The organism is Falsirhodobacter xinxiangensis (assembly GCF_004959935.1).
In the GTDB taxonomy this organism is placed as follows: domain Bacteria; phylum Pseudomonadota; class Alphaproteobacteria; order Rhodobacterales; family Rhodobacteraceae; genus Falsirhodobacter; species Falsirhodobacter xinxiangensis.
In genome coordinates, this window is sequence record NZ_SMYN01000003.1 from 242428 (window position 1) to 256241 (window position 13814).

Genomic DNA, 13814 nt, shown 5'->3' on the forward strand with positions numbered 1-13814 from the left:
CGTTGCGGTTCCCTGCGACGGAACTGGCGCGCCTTTGCGTTGATGCCCATATGGGATGCGTGACAAGCCTTGGGGCCACAATGAAGAAGAAGTTCTGGATCACCGCACTGGCCGCCGCCGTCCTGCTGGGCGGATGGTGGTTCTGGCAGGGCAGCAGCGGCGAGGCGGCGATCCGTCCGGCAACCTACAAGGTTGCGCGGGGGGATGTGACGGTGAACGTGCTGGCATCCGGGCAGGTCGAAAGCTCGAACCTCGTCAGCGTCGGTGCGCAGGTGTCGGGCACGGTCGAAACGCTGGCCGTGCGGCTGGGCGACAAGGTGGCCGAAGGCGATCTGATCGCGCAGATCGACAATCTGGACCAGAAGAACGACGTGCGCCGGGCCGAGGCGGAACTGGCCCAGATCGACGCCCAGATCGCCGCCAAGAATGCGAACGAACGCGCGGCCCAGCTTGCGTTCGAACGGCAGGTCCGCCTGCGCGCCCAAGGCAACAGCTATGAGGAGGCGCTGGAGACGGCGGAGGCGAACCTGGATGTGCTGAAGGCCGAGATCGAACAGTTGGCCGCGCAGAAGACCAGCGCCGAGATCGCCGTCGCCACGGCCCAGACCGCGCTGGACCGCACCAGCATCACCGCGCCCATCAACGGCACAGTTGTCGCCATCGTCACCCAGCAGGGCCAGACGGTGAACGCCAACCAATCCACCCCCACCATCGTGAAACTGGCCGATCTGGAGAACATGGTCGTCAAAGCCGAAATTTCCGAGGCCGACGTGGTGCGCGTGAAATCGGGGCAGGACGTGACGTTTTCCATCCTCGGTGATCCCGAACGGGTGTTCGAGGCAAGCGTGCGCGCGATCGAACCTGCGCCTGCGGGGATCAAGGATGCCGATACCATCTCGACCGAGGAGGCGATCTATTACAACGGGCTGTTCGATGTGGAAAACCCGGACGGGCAGCTTCGCATCGGCATGACGGCCGAAGTGACCATCGCGCTGGCCGCCGCAAGAGATGTGCTGATCGTGCCGTCGGCGGCGCTTGGGGCGCGGTCGGGGCAGGGCTATACCGTCAGCGTCTATGACCCCGCCACCCAGGCCGTCGCGCGTCGCGCGATCGTGGTGGGCATGAACAACAACGTCAGCGCCGAGGTGATATCCGGGCTGGAGGAGGGCGAGCAGATCCTCGCCTCCGGTGCCGCCGAGGGGCTGGCCAGCGCCGCGCGCAACCCGCGTGGCAGGCCGATGGGCTTCTGATGGAGCCGCTCATCTCCATCCGCGGCATCCGGCGCGAATTTGCCGCCGGGGACCAGACGATCACGGTTCTGAAGGACATCGACCTCGACATCCGTGCCGGGGAAATGGTCGCGATCATCGGCCAGTCGGGGTCGGGCAAATCGACGCTGATGAACATCCTCGGGTTTCTGGACCGGGCGTCGGCGGGCAGCTACCGTTTTGCCGGGCGCGAGATTTCGGAGCTTGGGCCGGATGATCTGGCGGAACTTCGCCGCGAACATTTCGGCTTCATCTTCCAGCGGTATCAGCTTCTGCCCGATCTGGACGCGGTGTCGAACGTCGAGGTTCCGGCGATCTACAAGGGCGTCGCGCGGGCAGAACGCCGGACGCGGGCCGAGGCGCTGCTGACCCGGCTGGGTCTGGGAGAGCGGTTGGACCACCGCCCCGGCGCGCTGTCGGGCGGGCAGCAGCAGCGGGTGTCGGTCGCGCGGGCGCTGATGAACGGTGGCGAGGTGATCCTTGCCGACGAGCCGACCGGGGCGCTGGACAGCGGCTCGGGCGCGGAACTGATGAAGTTGCTGCAGGAACTTCATGCCGAGGGGCACACCATCGTCATCGTCACGCACGATCCGGGCGTCGCCGCCATGGCCGAACGCATCGTGGAGATGCGCGACGGAGAGGTCGTGTCGGACACGCGCGCGTCGCAGGCCGCCCCGCCCCTGCGCCCCGACCGCCCGCAGAAGAAGGTGCTGGCCGCCGGGTTGGACCGTTTCCGCGAGGCGCTGGTCATGGCGGTGCGGTCGATGGCGGCGCATCGGATGCGCAGTTTCCTGACGATGCTGGGCATCATCATCGGCATCGCATCCGTCGTGTCGGTGGTGGCGCTGGGCACGGGCACGCAGGAACAGGTGCTGAAAAACATCTCGGGGATGGGGTCGAACACGATCGACATCCGCAACGGATCGGGCTTTGGCGACCGAAGCGCGAACCGCGTGCGGGCGCTGACGGCGGAAGATGCCGTCGCCCTGTCGCAGCAGCCCTATGCGTTCGGCGTCTCGCCCGAGGTGTCGGCCAGCGCGACCGTCCGGCGCGGAAATGTGGAGGTGTCGGCCTCGATCACCGGTGTCGGGGTGGATTACTTTCAGGCCAAGTCGTTCAAGACCATCGAAGGCGTCACCTTTTCGGACGACGGCATCCGCGATCACGCTCAGGAAGCGGTGATCGAGAAGGAAGGCGTCGAGGCACTGTTTCCCGATGGCACGGACCCGGTGGGGCAGGTGGTGATGATGGGCCGCGTGCCCGTCCGCATCGTCGGCGTGGTCGAGGCGTCGGGCGTCAGCTTCGGGCCGCGTTCGGCGCTGACGATGTTCATCCCCTTCACCACCGCGATGGCGCGGGTGTCGGGGCAGGATTACGTGAACACCATATCCGTCCGCGTGGCCGACGATTTCGAAATGGCGACGGCGGAGGCGCTGATCACCAAGCTGCTGACCACCCGCCACGGCAAGCAGGACTTTTTCCTGACCAACACCGACACCATCCGCGAGACGATCACGGCCACGACGCGCACGCTGACGCTGCTGATCTCGGGCATCGCCGTCATCTCGCTTCTGGTGGGGGGCGTGGGGGTGATGAACATCATGCTGGTCTCGGTCACCGAACGCACCAAGGAGATCGGGGTGCGGATCGCCGTGGGGGCGCGGCAGGGCGACATCATCACCCAGTTCCTGATCGAAGCGGTGCTGGTCTGCCTGATCGGCGGGGTGCTGGGCATTCTTCTGGCGCTGGGCATGGGGCAGGCGATCCGCGCCATTTCCGCCGATTTCGCGCTGGTCTACTCCTCGGCATCAATCGTTGCGGCGGTGGCATCCTCGACCATCATCGGCATCACCTTCGGCTTCCTGCCCGCTCGTGCCGCATCGCGGCTGGACCCGGTGGAGGCGCTGACACGGGAATAACTTGCCATCGGGCGGCGGTTCCAATACCTGACTGTTTGACTTGGGATGGCCCACCGTCCCGGCTTCCGAAGGGTTCGACCGATGCTGCGCCAGTTTTTCTCCTATTACCGCCCTTGGGTCGGTCTGTTCTGGCTGGATTTCGGCTGCGCGGTGGCGTCGGGTCTGCTGGAGCTGGCCTTCCCGCTGGCGATCAAGGGGTTCATCGACTACCTGCTGCCGCAGGGCGACTGGTCGCTGACGATCATGGCGGCGGTGGGGCTTCTGGCGATCTATGCGCTGAACACCGGGCTGATGGCGATCGTGACCTATTGGGGCCACAAACTGGGCATCAACATCGAGACGGAGATGCGCCGCAAGGCCTTTGCCCATCTGCAAAAGCTGTCCTTCCGCTATTTCGATCGGCAGCGCACGGGCAAGCTGGTCGCGCGCGTCACCCGCGATCTGGAGGAGATCGGAGAGGTCGCGCATCACGGCCCCGAAGACCTGTTCATCGCGATCATGACCTTTGTCGGGGCGTTCCTGCTGATGGCGTCGATCAACCTCGATCTGGCGCTGATGACGGCGGTGATCGTGCCGGCGACCATGGCCATCGTAATCTATTTCGGCGGGCGGATGACCAAGACGTGGCAGGCGATCTATGCCCGCGTCGCCTCCTTCAACGTCCGGCTGGAGGAGAACGTGGGCGGCATCCGCGTCGTTCAGGCCTTCGCCAACGAGGAGCACGAAAAGGCGCTGTTCGCCAAGGACAACGACAGCTATCGCGCGACGAAGCTGGCGGCCTACAAGGTCATGGCGCAGTCGGTTTCACTGAACTACATGGGCATGCGCGCGATTCAGGTGGTCGTGATGGTTGCGGGGGCGGGATACGTCTTGTCGGGCGATCTTTCGACCGGCGGGTTCGTGGCGTTCCTGCTGCTGGTCGGCGTGTTCTTCCGCCCGCTGGACAAGATCGCTTCGGTGATCGAGACCTATCCGCGCGGGATCGCGGGCTTCCGCCGCTATCTCGACCTGCTGGAGATCGAGCCGGAAATCGCGGATGCGCCCGATGCGACCCCCGCGCCGGATCTGAAAGGCGCGATCCGGTTCGAGGGGGTAGGCTTCGGCTATGACCAGGCCCGCCCGATCCTGCATGGCATCGACATCGACGTCCGTCCGGGCGAGACGCTGGCCTTCGTCGGCCCGTCCGGCGCGGGCAAGACGACGCTGCTGGCACTGGTGCCGCGATTCTATCAGCCGGACCAAGGCCAGATCACCATCGACGGCATCCCGCTGAACAAGATGACGGTGGAATCGCTGCGCCGCCAGATCGGCATCGTGTCGCAGGACGTGTTCCTGTTCGGCGGCACCCTGCGCGAGAACATCGCCTATGGCCGTCTGGAGGCAACCGAGGCCGAAATCAATGAGGCTGCGGCCCGCGCCCAGCTTGGGCCCATGATCGCCATGTTGCCCGAGGGGCTGGACACGGTGGTGGGCGAGCGTGGCGTGATGCTGTCGGGCGGCCAGAAACAGCGCGTGGCGATCGCGCGGGCGTTCCTGAAGAACCCGCCGATCCTGATTCTAGACGAGGCGACCTCGGCATTGGACACGGAAACCGAGCGCGAGATTCAGGCGGCGCTGGACGCGCTGGCGGTGGGGCGCACGACGCTGATCATCGCGCACCGTCTGGCGACGATCCGCCATGCCGACCGGATCGTGGTGATGGAGGAAGGGCGCGTGGCCGAGATCGGCACCCATTCGCAGCTTGAAGCCTCGGGCGGGCGGTATTCGCGGCTGAGCGCTGCCTAATCGCGGGACCAGTAGCCCGCGGCGACCATCTCGGTCTTCGCCAGCCCCTTGGCCTTCATCAACTCGCGGGCACGGGTGGCCTCGGATTTCTCGGCCGCGAACCAGAATCGGCGCGGGCCGGTCGGCGCTTCGGTCCGCAGCAGCGCCGACAGCAGATCATCCGTTCGCGCGAGCCTGACGCCCGGCGGATGTGCCAGATCCTGCATGTCACATTCGGCGACCTTCAGATAGGCGCAGCCCTGCGCCTCGCGCGGCAGGCCCGCCAGCATCCGGGCGATGGCGGGCAGGGCGGTCTCGTCCCCGAACAGCGCGACCCAACTGTCCTCGATCAGCCAGCCGCCGCCGGGGCCGATCAGCCCCACCGTCTTGCCGACCGCCGTCTTTGACCATTCGGTCGTGCGCGCGCCTTCGTGCAGGAACACGTCGAAATCCAGCCAGCCGTCGCCCAGCGCGCGGGTGGTGAAGGCGGGGCGGTGCAGCTCCGCCGCGCCCTCGGGCCAGCGGGCGCGGCCATTGGCATCAAGGCGCGGCCATTCCGGCGCGATCCCGTCCGGCGGGATCAGGACGCGGAAATGCAGCCCGTTCGCCTCGAACCGTTCCACGTCGCCCACGACGCGAATGCGGCGGTATCCGGGCGAGATCTGCGTGACGCTCTCGACCCGCACCAGCGACAGGTTCGGGGCCAGCGCGCCTTCGGTCACCTGTTCCCAGATGGCGGTGCCGCCCTCGTGGTCCAGCGCGTGGGCGACGCCTTCCTGCAAGGCGAACAGCATGGTCATGTCGGGTGCTTCGGCGATCACGCGCACGCCGCCATCGCCCCAAAGCAGGCGCAGCGTGCCGCCCCAGACGGTGGCGCGAAGGCCCCCTGCGATCTCCTCGCATTCGATTTCATAGAAGGCCAGATGGCGGCGCAGCGCACTGGCGGCAGCCTCGGCGGGAAGGGTGATGCGGGCGGCGATGGATTCGGTCAAACGGGCACCACAAGCGGAGTGTTGGCAATCGGGTCGGGGATGACCACGGCTTCCAGCCCGAAGGCGGTGGCGAGTGTCTGCGTGGTTATTACCTCGGACGGGGGGCCTTCGGCCAGCACCTTGCCGGCCGACATGACGATGACGTGATCCGAAAACCGTGCCGCCAGTCCCAGATCGTGCAGCACCGACACCACCGTGCGGCCTGAATCGCGGTTCAACCGGCCCAGAAGGCGCAGCAGATCGACCTGATGCGGCAGGTCCAGATAGGTCGTCGGCTCGTCCAGCAGCAGGATCGGCGTGTCCTGCGCCAGCGTCATCGCGATCCATGCCCGCTGGCGCTGTCCGCCCGACAGCGCGGCGATGGGGCGGTCCGCCAGCGCCTCCAGCCCGGTCGCGGAAAGGGCGGCATCGCGGGCGGCGGTGTCGGCGGGGGACCAGCGGCCCAGGATGCTGCGCCACGGTGCGCGGCCGCGCGCGATCAGATCGGCCACGGTGATTCCCTCGGGGGCCAGCGGCGATTGCGGCAGCAGGCCCAGCTTGCGCGCGACGTCGCGGGTGTGGGCGGCGTGGATGTCCTGCCCGTCCAGAAACACCTGCCCTTTTGTCGGGCGGATCAGCCGCGCCAGCGTCTTCAGCAGCGTCGATTTACCGCAGCCGTTCGGGCCGATGATCGCGGTCACCTTGCCGTCGGGGATGGTCAGGTCCAGCCCCTCGATCACGCGGCGCCCGTCATAGGCGACGTCGATGCCCTTCGCCTGAAGCCTCATAGCCTTCCCCTCTCCATTTCCCGCGACAGCATCCACAAAAGATACGGCGCGCCGAGGATGCCCGTCATCACGCCCAGCGGCAGTTGCACCCCGTCGATCAACCCGCGCGCCGCAAGATCGGCCAGCACGGTGACGATCGCACCCACCACCGCCGCGCCAAGCAGCATCGGCGCGCCGAAGCGCACCGCCAGCGGCCCGGCCAGCAGCGCAACGAACGGCACCGGCCCCGCCACAGCCACCGCGCTTGCCACCAGCGCCACGGCCAGCGCCGCGATCCCGGCACGGGCGCGGGTGACGTGCAGGCCAAGGCCGGTCGCCACCTCGTCCCCCAGTTCCAGAAGCCGCAACGCCCGCAGCGACAGCGCCGCAAGCGGCAGCAGAACGGCAAGGCACAGGCCGATCTGCATCGCATGCCCCCAATGCCGCGCGGCCAGTGATCCGGACAGCCAGCGTGCCGCCTCCACCGCCTCGGCCCCGGTCAGGCGGGTCATCATGAATTGCGTGATCGCCTGAAGCGTGAAGGACGCGCCGATGCCCACAAGGATCATCCGCAGCGGCACGATCCCGCTTTTCCACGACAGCGCCGTCACCGCCAGCGCCGCCAGAACCCCGCCCGAGGCCGCGCCCAGCGTGATCGACAGCGCCCCGCCGCCCAAGGCCACCACCAGCATCGCGCCCAGCCCCGCCCCCGAGGTGAAGCCCAGCACATCGGGCGAGGCGAGCGGGTTGCGCAGCAGCGATTGGAGCAGCGCCCCCGCCAGCCCAAGGGCTGCGCCTGCAAGCACCGCAACCGCGACGCGGGGGGCGCGGATCACGCCGATCAGCAGTTCCGCCGCGCCGTCCCATCGCAGGATCGCGGAAGGGGGCAGGTGCACCTCGCCAAAGGCGAGGCCGAGGAGTATGGCGGCCAGAAGCAGGCCGGACAGGCGGATCATGTGACCTCTCCGGGGCGCATCCGGCGCGCGATCAGGATGAAGATGACGCCGCCCAGCGCGGCCGCCGTGGTGCCGACGCGCAACTCTGCCGGGGGCATGACGACGCGACCGAACACATCGACCGCCAGCAGGATCGCAGGGCCAAGCGGGAGCGCCACCGCCAAGGTCGCCACGACCGACCGCGACGCGATCATCCGCGCCAGATGCGGCACCGCAAGGCCAAGGAAGGCGATCGGCCCCGCCACCACCACGGCCCCGCCGCACAGCAGCGTCACCGCCAGCAGCACCGAGGCGCGGACCAGTCCCGTGCGGGTGCCAAGGCTCCGCGCCGCCTCGTCGCCCAGCGCCAGCGCATCGAGGCCGGGGGCCGAGGCGAAGGCCAGAACCACCCCTGCGGCCACGGTTGCCGCCATGGGCAACAGCGGGCGCATCTGCGCCTCGGCCAGCGATCCGACGATCCAGAAGCGATAGACGTCCAGCGCCTCGGCCCGCATCAGGACCAGCGCCGAGATCAGCGAAATCAAGAGCGCGTTCAGCGCGATCCCCGCCAGCGCCAGCCGCGCCGGGGTCGCGCCGCCGCCCGATCCGGCCCGCGCGCCGCCGCCCAGAAGAAACACCGCCGCCGCCGCCAGCGCCGCCCCCGGAAAGGCCAGCCACGGCGCCGCCCCCGACAGCCCGAAGGCATAGACGCCAAGCACCACGGCGAAACCCGCGCCCGCGTTCACGCCAAGGATGCCCGGTTCCGCCAGCGGGTTGCGCGTGACCGCCTGCATCAGCACGCCTGCCAGTGCCAGCCCGACCCCGGCGATCAGCGCGGCGCAAAGGCGCGGCAGACGCAGATCGCGGATCACCAGATGGTTCGGATCGGAGGGATCGAAGGCGGTGATCGCCGCCCATATCTCGGCCGGCGGGACGGCGCGCGCACCGAGCGACAGGCTGAGGATGACCCCGGCGACCAGCAGGGCGATGACCAGAACGACCCTCATGGTGCCAGCCCCGCTTCGGCCGCCGAGGAGACGGGGGTTGCGGGATCGCCGTCCATAGCCGCCTCGATCTGCGGCACCAGACGGTCCAGCGTCCATGGCAGCGACAGCAGCGTTCCATGCGCCATCGCCCCCGCCAGCAGGTAATCGGCATAGACCTCGCGCCCTTCGCGATGCGCGGCCAGCGTCTTGCGCAGGGTCAGGTTTCGAAGCGGGGCCAGGTCGTCGCCGGCATTGATCCAGACCAGCAGGTCGGTGTCGAAGATCGACAGATCCTCGGACGAAAACTCGGTGAAGAAGCTGCTTCCGGTGGCAAGCGCGGCGGGCAGGGCGAAGCCCATGTCCTGCAGGATCTCCACCCGCCCGTCCCCCGCCGTGAAGGCCCCCGGCGATCCGGCCCAGAGATAGGCGGCGATGCCCGATGCGCCCTGCCAGTCCGGGTGATCTTCGCGGATCGCGGCGAAGCGTGCCTTGATCGCGGCGATCTGCGCCTCAGCCTCCGCTTCGCGGCCCAGCGCCCGCCCGATGGTGCGGGCATGGACCTGCCACGGCGAGGTGAAGTCGCCATACTGCGCCTCGGACGCGATGGTGGGGGCGATGCGCGACAGGACGGCATATTCCTCGGCGGTGATGCCGGACGACACGGCGATGATCACGTCGGGGTCCAGAACCGCGATGCGTTCCAGCGACACCTCGCCGCGCAGGACGATCGGATGCTGGCCTTGCAGCGCAGGTTCGGCCCATGGCCAGACGCCGTCCGGATTGTCGCCATACCAGTATCGCAGCCCCACCGGCACCACGCCCAGCGCAAGAATGTTGTCATGCCCGACATAGCCCAGCGAGACGACCCGTTCGGGCGCGGCGGGCAGCAGGGTTTCGCCATAGCGGTGGGTGAAGGCCTGGGGAAACGACTGCCCAAGGGCAGGCAGCGGCAACAGGGCCAGCGCAAGCAGGGATAGGCGCATGAACGCTCCGGGGCTCGGGTCGGTTCGCACTGGCATCTGGCTTGCGCGTCTTTGCCGCGTGTTTCTGCGGCCTTGGCACCCGAGTCAAGTTGTCTTGCTTCGCGCGGCACCCATATCCAACGGACCATGACCGAGCCGATCCGCGAAATCTCCGTAGCTTCCTGGAACATCCACAAAGGTGTCGGCAGTGACCGCCGCCGCGATCTTCATCGCACGGCGGCCGTCATCGCCGAGCTGAAGGCCGATGTGATCGCCTTGCAGGAGGCAGACCGCCGCTTCGGCGACCGCAAGGGCCTGCTGGACCTGACCGCGATGCGCCGCGATCTGGGCCTGCGCGAGGTGGAGGTGGCCGGGCGCGGCGTGTCCCACGGCTGGCACGGCAACGTGGTGCTGGTGCGCGAGGGAATCGAGATCGAGGAAGTCCACCAGATGGCCCTGCCGGGGTTCGAGCCGCGCGGGGCGCTGATGTCCGACATCGTGATCGACGGCGCGCCCCTGCGGGTGATCGGCGCGCATTTCGGGCTGCTGCCCCGGTCGCGCACAAGGCAGACGGCGGCGGTGCTGGAAAAGCTGGCGGCGCTGACGGATCGCCCGACGCTGCTGATGGGCGATCTGAACGAATGGCGGGTGGAGACGGGGCCGCTGGCGGGGTTCCTGCGCCATTTCCCTCCCGCCCCGGTGGTGCCCAGCTTTCCCGCCCGATACCCGATGCTGCCGCTGGACCGCGTGATGCTGAGCCGCGGAGAGATCGCGGCGATCGAGGCTCATGGATCGCCGCTGGCGCGCCGCGCGTCTGACCATCTGCCGATCAAGGCGCGGCTGCGGCTGCCGGTCGGTGTGCCGGGATGATCGCGGATGGCGTCGATCTGATCCTTTGGGCGCTGCTGGCGGCGGCACTGCTGCTTCTGGCGTCCTGGTGGACGTTCCGGTCCTATCGCCGCTGGGCGAAACGGGCGCGGGGGCCGGTGTCGCACGCGCTGCCGCTGGGCGCAGGCACGCTGCTGGACGAAGGGTTCACTTCGGATCGCAGCGGGCTTCTGGCGCTGCTGAAGAACCCGGACGCCTATGCCGCACGGGCGGAATCGGCAGCGATGGCGGGGCGCAGTCTGGACCTGATGTATTACATCTGGCGGCTGGACACGACCGGCTGGCTGCTGCTGGCCGAGGTGGTGAAGGCGGCGGATCGGGGCGTGCGCGTGCGGCTGCTGCTGGACGATGTGAACGTGCAGGGGTTCGACCGGACCTTCCTTGCGCTGAACCAACATCCCCGGATCGAGGTGCGGCTGTTCAACCCGACCCGCAGCCGCGGCCACGCCATCCGCCGCACGGTCGAGATGCTGTTGGGCATCGCCCGCTTCAACCGGCGCATGCACGGCAAGATGTGGATCGCGGACGGGCGGATCGCGGTGCTGGGCGGGCGCAACATCGGCGATACCTATTTCGGCGCGCTGGGCAGCGGGGTGCGCAATTCGCATGACATCGATGTCGCCGCCATCGGCCCGGTGGTGCAGGACGCCGAACGCAGCTTCGACGATTACTGGAACCTTGGCCTGTCGCTGCCGATCCTGACGCTGTGGCCGAAATTCACCGTCAGTTCAGCCGCCTTTCGCCGCCGGATCGCGCGGCACGTGACCCGGATCGAGGCGCGGGACTTCATCGGCCGCAAGCTGCCCGAGGGGGTGCTGTCGCGCCGGTTTCATTTCACCAATCAGATTGAATTGATCGCGGACCCGCCCGACAAGGCCTATGGTCGCCGTTCCGCCCCTTGGCTGGTGGACCGCCTGCCGGACATCCTTGGCGCAGCGGAGCGGGACCTTCGCCTCATCACCCCCTATTTCGTGCCGGGGAACGAGGGGATGGAAGTGCTGACCGATCTGGCCGGTAGGGGTGCCAGGGTCGAGATGCTGACCAACGCGCTGTGCACCACCGACATGCTGGTGGTCCATGGCGCTTATGGCCGATACCGCCTGCCATTGCTGAAGGCCGGGGTGCGGATGTTCGAATACGGCCCGATCCCGCGCCGCGACGGGCGCCGCGATCTGCTGCACACCAAGCTGTTCCTGATCGATGGGAAGCGGGCGCTGATCGGTTCGGTGAATTACGACCTGCGATCGGCCTATATGAATACCGAGCTGGGGCTGCTGTTCGAACAGCCTGAGGTGGTGGCCGAGCTGATGGCCGAGTTCGACGCTCATATCGCGCCCGAGGCCGCCTATGCGCTGGAATTGCATGAGGGGCGGCACCGGTTCCGCGTTCGCCGCGCGGGTCTGCCCGAGGTGATGGACCGCGACCCCGAGGCACCGCCGATCCTGCGGGCGGTCAGTTGGATCGCGGGGCATCTTCCGATCCAGAGCTACCTGTGAAAAAGGCCCCGGATTTACCGGGGCCTTTTCGCGATGGGGGTGGGGTCAATCGTTCAGGCGTGCCACGGCTTCGGCGGCGAAGGCCTGCACCAGCGCCTGATACACCTCGTCGCTGGACGGGGTCAGGACGGCAACGTCCACGCCTTCGGGGATGTAGGGCATCGCCTGCGCCAGCGTCACCGTCAGATCGAACGCCTGATAGTCTGTGTTGTTGTTGCTGTTCAGCACACTGACGCTGCCCGCCATGGACGAGGCGTCGATGCCGGTGGACACTTCGAACTGGTCCTGAAGCAACACTTCGGACACATCGACGCGCAGGGTCGCGGCGTCTTCGTCGTCGCTGATGAGGCCCACCGCAGCGGCAGTGATCGCATTGGTCAGATCGTCGTCCAGCGAGGCGTAACGCTTGGCGGCCTCGGGGTTGGAGATGGCGGACAGATCAACCTCGACCTCGATCGCGCGGACGGCTTCGACCGCATGGGCGGGAATGGCGACCGAAGCGGCCAGAAGGGCGGGGGCAAGCAGTTTGGCAAACATCTCGTGTTCTCCTGCGAAAAATTCTTTGAAGCTGGCGACTTCGCCGCCGTGAGTTATGGCGGAGGAACGCAGGATCGGCTCTTTCGGTTCCCTTTACATCAGCGGGCGGCGTTCTGGTTTTTCGCGTTCGGTCGTGCCCAGCCGCGCCATCGCATCCATGTTCATGATCCGCAGCCTGCCGTCGGACCAGTCGCACAATTCGCGCTCTCGCAGGCGCGACAGGGTCTTGTTGGTGTGGACCAGCGACAGGCCCAGCGCATCCGCCAAATCCTGCTGGCGGAAGGGCATCGATCCCGCGCCGTCCTGCACCAGCCCCACCGCCTCCAGCCGTTCGTGAATGCGCAAAAGCGCCCAGGCCAGCCGCTGGATTGCGTCGCGCTGGCCAAGGGTTGCGATCGTCTCGCCCAGGAAATGCTCCTCGGCGGCGGCGATCCATGTCAGATCATATGCGCGGGAGGGCTGGGCGCGGAACAGTTGCCACAGTTCGGCCCGGTCGAAGACGCACAGCACCATCGGCGTGGAGGCTTCGACCGAATGCTTCATCTCGCCCATCAGACCGGCTTGCAGCCCAAGGAAGTCGCCGGGGAAGACGAAGTTCAACACCTGCCGCCGCCCATTCTCCAGCGTCTTGTATCGAACGCCCTGCCCGGCCAGCACGGTATAAAGCTGGGGGCTGCTGGACCCTTCGGCCAGCACGGTCGTGCCGCGTTTGATCGTCAGCTCGCCCGCCTTGAAGCTTTGCTGAAACGCGACCTCTCCTTCGGTGAAGGGCGTGAAGACGTTAAAGCTTCGGAGCGGGCAATGGGTGCAGTTCACGCGCGTCATGTTTTGTTCCCGCCTATGTCGCAGTTAAATGCGCGGTCCTCGTCCCGGTTCCATAAGTCAGGCAAGAAGAAGGATGATCTCATGGACGGGCATGACGGGCGGACGATCTATGTGATCGTTCTGGGGCAGGTGGTGGTGGCGCAGGACATCGCGCAGGCCATCGCGGAACACGATCCGGGTGCGACGGTGATCACGACCCCCCGGCGCGAGGATGCCGTTGCGGCGCTGTATGGAATGGAGGGCCGACTGGCGGCGGTGTTCATCAACACGCCTCCGCGGCTTCTGGCGGATGATCGGCTGGGCACGGCCGCACGCGCCCGCGGCGGGCAGATCGTGCTGATCCATGACGAGGCGGAGGTGGAGGGCGAACGGGACGGCTATCTTGTGCTGCCGCGCCCCTTCACGACCGATCTGGTGGTCGCGACGCTGATGCGCGCCGCCGTTCCGCAAGGGCGATGACGGGAACGTTCGGCGCCCTCCGGGGTTGACCCTCCGA

General features: G+C 67.5%; 13 protein-coding genes. 6 read left to right on the forward strand and 7 right to left on the reverse strand.

The genetic code is table 11. The features are described from left to right. The first annotated feature begins 80 nt into the window (after positions 1 to 80). The 3 genes from E2K76_RS05200 (at position 81) to E2K76_RS05210 (ending at position 4972) form a co-directional block, all read left to right on the forward strand. Positions 81 to 1250 (forward strand): efflux RND transporter periplasmic adaptor subunit, encoded by a 1170-nt coding sequence (locus E2K76_RS05200; RefSeq protein WP_220432172.1) that lies wholly within the window; start codon positions 81 to 83, stop codon positions 1248 to 1250. Further along, positions 1250 to 3187 (forward strand): MacB family efflux pump subunit, encoded by a 1938-nt coding sequence (locus E2K76_RS05205; protein ID WP_136683214.1) that lies wholly within the window; start codon positions 1250 to 1252, stop codon positions 3185 to 3187. Before E2K76_RS05200 ends, E2K76_RS05205 begins: the two co-directional genes overlap by 1 nt. A gap of 81 nt (positions 3188 to 3268) precedes the next feature. Next, complete coding sequence (locus E2K76_RS05210) at positions 3269 to 4972, forward strand: ABC transporter ATP-binding protein (RefSeq protein WP_136683215.1); 1704 nt, start codon at positions 3269 to 3271, stop codon at positions 4970 to 4972. On the opposite strand, the gene E2K76_RS05215 is transcribed toward E2K76_RS05210, so the two are convergent. The 5 genes from E2K76_RS05215 to E2K76_RS05235 are packed head-to-tail and all read right to left on the reverse strand — an operon-like array spanning position 4969 to position 9593. Then, complete coding sequence (locus E2K76_RS05215; protein WP_136683216.1) at positions 4969 to 5943, reverse strand: siderophore-interacting protein; 975 nt, start codon at positions 5941 to 5943, stop codon at positions 4969 to 4971. The genes E2K76_RS05210 and E2K76_RS05215 overlap by 4 nt on opposite strands. Further along, the gene (locus E2K76_RS05220; RefSeq protein ID WP_136683217.1) at positions 5940 to 6710 is read right to left on the reverse strand and encodes an ABC transporter ATP-binding protein; all 771 of its coding nucleotides are present in this window, start codon (positions 6708 to 6710) and stop codon (positions 5940 to 5942) included. The genes E2K76_RS05215 and E2K76_RS05220 overlap by 4 nt, the downstream gene beginning before the upstream one ends. Further along, positions 6707 to 7645 carry a FecCD family ABC transporter permease gene (locus tag E2K76_RS05225; protein ID WP_136683218.1) on the reverse strand — a complete coding sequence of 313 codons (939 nt, stop codon included), beginning with the start codon at positions 7643 to 7645 and terminating at the stop codon, positions 6707 to 6709. The genes E2K76_RS05220 and E2K76_RS05225 overlap by 4 nt, the downstream gene beginning before the upstream one ends. Further along, positions 7642 to 8631, reverse strand: a complete 990-nt coding sequence (locus tag E2K76_RS05230; protein ID WP_220432173.1) for a FecCD family ABC transporter permease — start codon at positions 8629 to 8631, stop codon at positions 7642 to 7644. Before E2K76_RS05230 ends, E2K76_RS05225 begins: the two co-directional genes overlap by 4 nt. Next, positions 8628 to 9593, reverse strand: coding sequence for an ABC transporter substrate-binding protein (locus E2K76_RS05235; RefSeq protein ID WP_136683219.1), 966 nt, complete (start codon positions 9591 to 9593; stop codon positions 8628 to 8630). The genes E2K76_RS05230 and E2K76_RS05235 overlap by 4 nt, the downstream gene beginning before the upstream one ends. A 126-nt stretch (positions 9594 to 9719) precedes the next feature. Between E2K76_RS05235 and E2K76_RS05240 the strand changes: the two genes are divergently transcribed. Both E2K76_RS05240 and E2K76_RS05245 read left to right on the forward strand, forming a co-directional pair. Continuing rightward, complete coding sequence (locus E2K76_RS05240; RefSeq protein ID WP_136683220.1) at positions 9720 to 10442, forward strand: endonuclease/exonuclease/phosphatase family protein; 723 nt, start codon at positions 9720 to 9722, stop codon at positions 10440 to 10442. Continuing rightward, positions 10439 to 11956, forward strand: coding sequence for a phospholipase D-like domain-containing protein (locus E2K76_RS05245; RefSeq protein WP_136683221.1), 1518 nt, complete (start codon positions 10439 to 10441; stop codon positions 11954 to 11956). Before E2K76_RS05240 ends, E2K76_RS05245 begins: the two co-directional genes overlap by 4 nt. 45 nt (positions 11957 to 12001) lie before the next feature. Here E2K76_RS05245 and E2K76_RS05250 read toward each other — a convergent pair whose 3' ends face one another. Both E2K76_RS05250 and E2K76_RS05255 read right to left on the reverse strand, forming a co-directional pair. Further along, on the reverse strand, positions 12002 to 12493 hold the full coding sequence (locus E2K76_RS05250; protein ID WP_136683222.1) for a hypothetical protein: 492 nt from the start codon (positions 12491 to 12493) through the stop codon (positions 12002 to 12004). A gap of 93 nt (positions 12494 to 12586) precedes the next feature. Then, positions 12587 to 13318 carry a Crp/Fnr family transcriptional regulator gene (locus E2K76_RS05255; RefSeq protein ID WP_136683223.1) on the reverse strand — a complete coding sequence of 244 codons (732 nt, stop codon included), beginning with the start codon at positions 13316 to 13318 and terminating at the stop codon, positions 12587 to 12589. An 81-nt stretch (positions 13319 to 13399) separates the two neighbouring features. Here E2K76_RS05255 and E2K76_RS05260 point away from each other — a divergent pair, with 81 nt between their 5' ends. Continuing rightward, the gene (locus tag E2K76_RS05260) at positions 13400 to 13777 is read left to right on the forward strand and encodes a hypothetical protein (protein ID WP_136683224.1); all 378 of its coding nucleotides are present in this window, start codon (positions 13400 to 13402) and stop codon (positions 13775 to 13777) included. Positions 13778 to 13814: the final 37 nt, after the last annotated feature.

Coding starts and splice junctions, on each gene's coding strand:
- E2K76_RS05200 (WP_220432172.1), top strand. CDS start 81: ATGAAGAAGAAGTTCTGGATCACCGCACTGGCCGCCGCCGTCCTGCTG.
- E2K76_RS05205 (WP_136683214.1), top strand. CDS start 1,250: ATGGAGCCGCTCATCTCCATCCGCGGCATCCGGCGCGAATTTGCCGCC.
- E2K76_RS05210 (WP_136683215.1), top strand. CDS start 3,269: ATGCTGCGCCAGTTTTTCTCCTATTACCGCCCTTGGGTCGGTCTGTTC.
- E2K76_RS05220 (WP_136683217.1), bottom strand. CDS start 6,710: ATGAGGCTTCAGGCGAAGGGCATCGACGTCGCCTATGACGGGCGCCGC.
- E2K76_RS05225 (WP_136683218.1), bottom strand. CDS start 7,645: ATGATCCGCCTGTCCGGCCTGCTTCTGGCCGCCATACTCCTCGGCCTC.
- E2K76_RS05230 (WP_220432173.1), bottom strand. CDS start 8,631: ATGAGGGTCGTTCTGGTCATCGCCCTGCTGGTCGCCGGGGTCATCCTC.
- E2K76_RS05235 (WP_136683219.1), bottom strand. CDS start 9,593: ATGCGCCTATCCCTGCTTGCGCTGGCCCTGTTGCCGCTGCCTGCCCTT.
- E2K76_RS05240 (WP_136683220.1), top strand. CDS start 9,720: ATGACCGAGCCGATCCGCGAAATCTCCGTAGCTTCCTGGAACATCCAC.
- E2K76_RS05245 (WP_136683221.1), top strand. CDS start 10,439: ATGATCGCGGATGGCGTCGATCTGATCCTTTGGGCGCTGCTGGCGGCG.
- E2K76_RS05250 (WP_136683222.1), bottom strand. CDS start 12,493: ATGTTTGCCAAACTGCTTGCCCCCGCCCTTCTGGCCGCTTCGGTCGCC.
- E2K76_RS05255 (WP_136683223.1), bottom strand. CDS start 13,318: ATGACGCGCGTGAACTGCACCCATTGCCCGCTCCGAAGCTTTAACGTC.
- E2K76_RS05260 (WP_136683224.1), top strand. CDS start 13,400: ATGGACGGGCATGACGGGCGGACGATCTATGTGATCGTTCTGGGGCAG.